Annotated in this window: 2 protein-coding genes and 2 pseudogenes; 3 read left to right on the forward strand and 1 reads right to left on the reverse strand. The window is 71.0% G+C overall.

Annotated elements, in window-relative coordinates; all coding sequences use genetic code 11:
- A pseudogene (locus ACE3Q3_RS22875) lies at nt 1–357 on the forward strand (ATP-dependent DNA ligase); the annotation flags it as partial.
- A gap of 88 nt (nt 358–445) precedes the next feature.
- Here ACE3Q3_RS22875 and soxR read toward each other — a convergent pair.
- A pseudogene (gene soxR, locus ACE3Q3_RS22880) lies at nt 446–922 on the reverse strand (redox-sensitive transcriptional activator SoxR); the annotation flags it as partial.
- A 352-nt stretch (nt 923–1,274) separates the two neighbouring features.
- Between soxR and ACE3Q3_RS22885 the strand changes: the two are divergent.
- Both ACE3Q3_RS22885 and ACE3Q3_RS22890 read left to right on the forward strand, forming a co-directional pair.
- On the forward strand, nt 1,275–2,462 hold the full coding sequence (locus tag ACE3Q3_RS22885) for an efflux RND transporter periplasmic adaptor subunit (RefSeq protein WP_374449928.1): 1,188 nt from the start codon (nt 1,275–1,277) through the stop codon (nt 2,460–2,462).
- Nucleotides 2,463–2,497: 35 nt separating this feature from the next.
- A partial coding sequence (locus ACE3Q3_RS22890) for an efflux RND transporter permease subunit (RefSeq protein ID WP_374449930.1) occupies nt 2,498–4,833 on the forward strand: 2,336 nt, incomplete at its 3' end.

A 4,833-nucleotide genomic window follows, 5' to 3' on the forward strand; every position in this document is an offset into this window, starting at 1 on the left:
GGCGCCGCGCTCGCCGACATCGAGCGCCCGGACATGCTGACCTTCGACCTCGACCCCGGCCCCGACGTCTCCTGGGAGATGGTCATCGCAGCAGCCGGCGAGGTGCGCCGAAGGCTGGAGACGGCGGGCCTTGCAGCCTTCGTCAAGACCTCCGGCGGCAAGGGCCTGCATGTCGTGGCGCCGCTGCGCCCGGCCGCGCGCTGGGCCGCAGCCAAGTCCTTCTGCCGCGGCATCGCCGCGGCGATGGCGGGCGACGCGCCCGACCGCTATGTCGCCAAAGCGACCAAGGCCGCGCGCCGCGGCCGCCTTTTCGTCGACTACCTGCGCCACGGCCGCGGCGCCCCCCCCGGCGAGTAGACGAAGCGCTCCTGGACCCCGACCGAGGGGGCTCCGGCAATGCCGGAGCCCCCTCTTCGTTCGGGACGCCCGCCCGCTCCAGGAGATAGGCGCCGCAGCCGGCCGCGGCCGCGCGGTCGCCGGGATTGCGCAACGGACAGACCGCGAGCGACAGGCAGCCGCAGCCGATGCAGCCGGCGAGGCGGTCGCGCAGGCACGTCAGACGGGCGATCCGGCGGTCGAGATCGTCGCGCCACGCGGCGGACAGGCGCGCCCAGTCGGCGACCGTGGGCGGCCGCCCGTCCGGCAGGCTCGCCAGCGCCTCGCCGATCGCCGCGAGCGGGATGCCCAGCGACTGCGCCGCCTTGATGACCGCCACGCGCCGCAGCGCAGCACGCGGATAGCGGCGCTGGTTGCCGGCACTGCGCCGGCTGGCGATGAGCCCCTTCGCCTCCCAGAAATGCAGGGTCGAGACGGCGACCCCGGCCCGGGCCGCCACCTCCCCCACGGTCAGGTCCCGATGCACCCGGACTCTGCCGGCAAGTGCCTGTGATTTTGGTGCGGTTTCGCGCTTGACCTCAACCATGGTCGAGGTTCTATCACCCTGTCGGGCTGGCCGCCAGGGCCGGCATGGCACGCCCGCGGCCGATCGTTCCCGACCGTCCGATCACAGGTTCGCGAGGTCGAGGTTAACCCGATGTAATCTTCCCCCGGACGCAGTATCTATCCCGCACCGCACAAAGTTTCCGAGATTCGGAACGCGGGCCCGCCACTCGGAAGGCCGATCGGCCGCCGGGGACGGAAGTGCCAGGTAATCGACAGAACCTCCGGCCCCGGATACCCGACCCACCGGTGCGGCGCAGCAATGCCCCGCCGCCGACCGGGCGGTCCGTCCCGCCGGTTCCAACAGCCCAACCCATGCAACCGGAGTTCGACCCATGGGCATCCTTTCCGTCCGCGGCCTGCTGCTCGGCGCAGGCGTCCTCGCCGCAGTCGGCATCGGCAGCGGCACCGTGCTGTCGGCGCTGGAGGAGGAAAAGCCTGCCGCCGCCCCGGCGGCACCCGCCGCCGTCCCGGTCTCCGTGGCCTCGGTGATCGCGCGCGAGGTCGTGCTGTGGAGCGAGTTCTCCGGCCGGCTCGAGGCGATCGACCGGGTCGAAGTCCGGCCGCGCGTCACCGGCTCGGTCCAGGCGGTGCATTTCCGCGAGGGCGCGCTGGTTGAGCGCGGCGACCTCCTCTTCACCATCGACCCGGTGCCCTACGAGACCGAGATCCAGCGCCTGAAGGCGCAGATCCTGGCCGCCCAGTCGCGGCTGGCGCTGACCCGGCGCGAACAGGAGCGCGGCGAGCAGATGATCCGCTCGGGCATGGCCGCCATCTCGCAGGCGAACCAGGACCAGCGGGTCAGCGCCTACCGCGAGGCGGAGGCGAACCTGCGCACCGCCGAGGCGGCGCTCGCCGCGGCCCAGCTCAGTCTCGGCTACACCCAGATCCGGGCGCCGGTCGCGGGCCGGGTCGGCAAGGTGGAGGTGACGGTCGGCAACCTCGTCGCCGCCGGCGCCGACGCCGCGGTGCTGACCACGATCGTCTCGGTCGACCCGATCTACGCCGCCTTCAGCGCCGACGAGGACGTCGTCGCCCGCGCCATCGCCGGCCTGCCGCCCGGGACCGATTCGACCCGGGCGCTCGACCGCATTCCGGTCGAGATGGAAACCGCGGGCGCCGAGGGCCGGCCGGTGCGCGGGCGCCTGCAGCTCATCGACAACCAGATCGACCCGCGGACCGGGACCGTCAGGATGCGCGCGATCTTCGACAATCCGGGCGGCCGCCTGATGCCGGGCCAGTTCGCGCGGCTCCGGATGGGCAGCGCCGAGACCCAGGCCGCGGTGCTGGTCACCGAGCGGGCGGTCGGCACCGACCAGGGCCGGAAGTTCGTCATGGTGGTCGGCGAGGATGGCCGGGCCAGCTATCGCGAGGTGGTGCTCGGCCCCGCCGCCGACGGGCTGCGCATCGTCCGGTCGGGCCTCGCGGCCGGCGAACGGATCGTCGTCAACGGCCTGCACCGCGTCCGCCCCGGCGCCCTTGTCCAGCCGCAGATGGTGGCGATGGCGCCCGAGGGCCGCTGAGCCCTCTCCTCGCCGAGCCGCCCGGGAACTCCGCCATGAACATCTCCAACTTCTTCATCGCCCGGCCGATCTTCGCCGGCGTCCTGTCGCTGCTGATCTTCCTGGGCGGCCTCATCTCCCTCGTCGGGATGCCGGTCTCGGAATATCCCGAGGTCGTGCCGCCCTCGGTCATCGTCCGGGCGACCTATCCCGGCGCCAGCCCCAAGGTCATCGCCGAGACGGTGGCGACGCCGATCGAGGAGGCGATCAACGGTGTCGAGGGCATGCTCTACATGAGCAGCCAGGGCACCACCGACGGGCTGATGACGCTGACCGTCACCTTCGCGCTCGGCACCGACCCCGACAAGGCGCAGCAGCTCGTCCAGAACCGGGTCTCGCAGGCCGAGCCGCGCCTGCCCCAGGAGGTGCGGACGCTGGGCGTGACCACCGTCAAGAGCTCGCCCGACCTGATGATGGTCGTTCACCTGGTGTCGCCGAACGGGCGCTACGACACGACCTATCTGCGCAACTATGGGCTCATCAACGTCAAGGATCGGCTCGCCCGGATCCAGGGCGTCGGTGACGTCCAGCTCTTCGGTGCCGGCGACTATTCGATGCGGGTCTGGCTCGACCCGCAGCGGGTGGCCGAGTATGGGCTCTCCGCCGGCGACGTGGTGCGCGAAATCCGGGCCCAGAACGTCCAGGCGGCGGCCGGCGTCGTCGGCGCCTCGCCGGGCGTGCCGGGCATCGACCTGCAGCTCTCGGTCAACGCCCAGGGACGGCTGCGCAGCCCCGAGGAATTCGGCGAGATCGTGGTCAAGGCGGGAAGCGACGGGCAGATCGTGCGCCTGCGCGACGTCGCCCGCATCGACCTCGGCGCCGCCGACTACGCGCTGCGGTCCCTCCTGAACAACAAGCCGGCGGCGGCGATCCCGATCTTCCAGTCCCCCGGCTCGAACGCCATCCGCATCGCCGACGAAGTGCGGACGGTGATGGAAGAAATCCGCCAGAACATGCCCGAGGGCGTCGACTACTCGATCGTCTACGACACGACCAAGTTCGTGCGCGCCTCGATCGATGCCGTCGTCCACACGCTGCTGGAAGCGGTGCTGCTCGTCGTCCTCGTCGTCATCCTCTTCCTGCAGACTTGGCGGGCCTCGATCATCCCGCTGCTGGCGGTGCCGGTCTCGATCATCGGCACCTTCGCGGTGATGCAGATCTTCGGCTTCTCGGTGAACGCGCTCACCCTCTTCGGGCTGGTGCTGGCGATCGGCATCGTCGTCGACGACGCCATCGTCGTGGTCGAGAACGTCGAGCGCAACATCGAGAACGGGCTGGCCCCGCGGGAGGCCGCCTATCGCGCCATGCACGAGGTCTCGGGCCCGATCATCGCCATCGCGCTCGTGCTCTGCGCCGTCTTCGTGCCGCTCGCCTTCATCACCGGCCTGACCGGGCAGTTCTACAAGCAGTTCGCCCTGACGATCGCCATCTCGACCGTGATCTCGGCGATCAACTCGCTGACCCTGTCGCCGGCGCTGGCGGCGGTGCTGCTGAAGCCGCACGGGGCGCCCAAGGACCTGCCGACGCGCGTCCTCGACTTCTTCCTCGGCTGGTTCTTCCGCGGTTTCAACCGCGTCTTCGGGCGCGGCATCCGCGCCTACGGCAGCGGCGTGCGCGGCGTCATCGCCGGCCGCGTGGTCATGCTCGCGCTCTATCTCGGGCTGGTCGGCCTGACCGTCGTCGTCTTCCGGGCGGTGCCGGGCGGCTTCGTGCCGGCGCAGGACAAGCAGTACCTGGTCGGCTTCGCCCAGCTTCCGAACGCGGCCACGCTCGACCGCACCGAGCAGGTCATCCACCGCATGAGCGAGATCGCGCTCGCCCATCCCGGCGTCGAGGGGGCGGTCGCCTTCCCCGGCCTGTCGATCGCCGGCTTCACCAACAGCTCGAACGCCGGCATCGTCTTCGTCACCCTCAAGGACTTCCAGGACCGCACGGCGCCGGAGATGAGCGGCCTCGCGATCGCGGGCGCCCTCAATCGCCAGTTCGCCGGGATCGAGGACGCCTTCATCGCCATGTTCCCGCCGCCTCCGGTGCAGGGGCTCGGGACCATCGGCGGCTTCAAGCTGCAGATCGAGGACCGGGCCGGCCTCGGCTACGAGGCGCTCGACGAGGCGACCAAGGGCTTCCTCGCCGCGGCCGCGAAGGCGCCGGAACTGACCGGGCTCTTCACCAGCTTCCAGCTCAACGTGCCGCAGCTCGACCTCGACATCGACCGCACCAAGGCGCGCCAGCTCGGCATCTCGCTGTCGGACCTGTTCGAGACGATGCAGGTCTATCTCGGCTCGGTCTACGTCAACGACTTCAACCTCTTCGGCCGCACCTACTCGGTCCG

The organism is Allostella sp., assembly GCF_041913585.1.
GTDB lineage: Bacteria > Pseudomonadota > Alphaproteobacteria > ATCC43930 > Allostellaceae > Allostella.

Bases quoted from the DNA above. Each gene is read 5' to 3' on its own strand.
- ACE3Q3_RS22885 (WP_374449928.1), top strand. From the start codon at position 1,275: ATGGGCATCCTTTCCGTCCGCGGCCTGCTGCTCGGCGCAGGCGTCCTC.